General features: G+C 42.9%; 1 protein-coding gene. It reads left to right on the top strand.

Annotated features, from left to right (window positions below):
- A partial coding sequence (locus SB751_RS35820) for a penicillin acylase family protein (protein WP_410749709.1) occupies nucleotides 1-231 on the top strand: 231 nt, incomplete at both ends.

Here is a 231-nt window from a genome sequence, read left to right as displayed (position 1 = left end):
AGCAGGATGGTACATTAAGTTATGTAAAACGCGATTTGGAGCCCGCTGTTTGGCAGTTAATAAAAGCGCAGCCAGCAAGTTGGGTTAACCCGCAATTTACGAATTGGGAGCAGCAATTACAGGCAGCTTTTGAGCAAACTCTCGCGCAGTTAACAGCAAAGTTTGGTAATAACATTCAAAACTGGCAATGGGGTAAAGTAAACGAATTAGCGATTGAACACCCATTTGCTA

Origin of the sequence: Cupriavidus sp. SIMBA_020 (assembly GCF_046535395.1) — a bacterium.
In the GTDB taxonomy this organism is placed as follows: Bacteria; Pseudomonadota; Gammaproteobacteria; order Burkholderiales; family Burkholderiaceae; genus Cupriavidus; species Cupriavidus campinensis.
The sequence above is the reverse complement of the archived record's forward strand: the minus strand, read 5'-3'. Positions and strand labels throughout refer to the sequence as shown.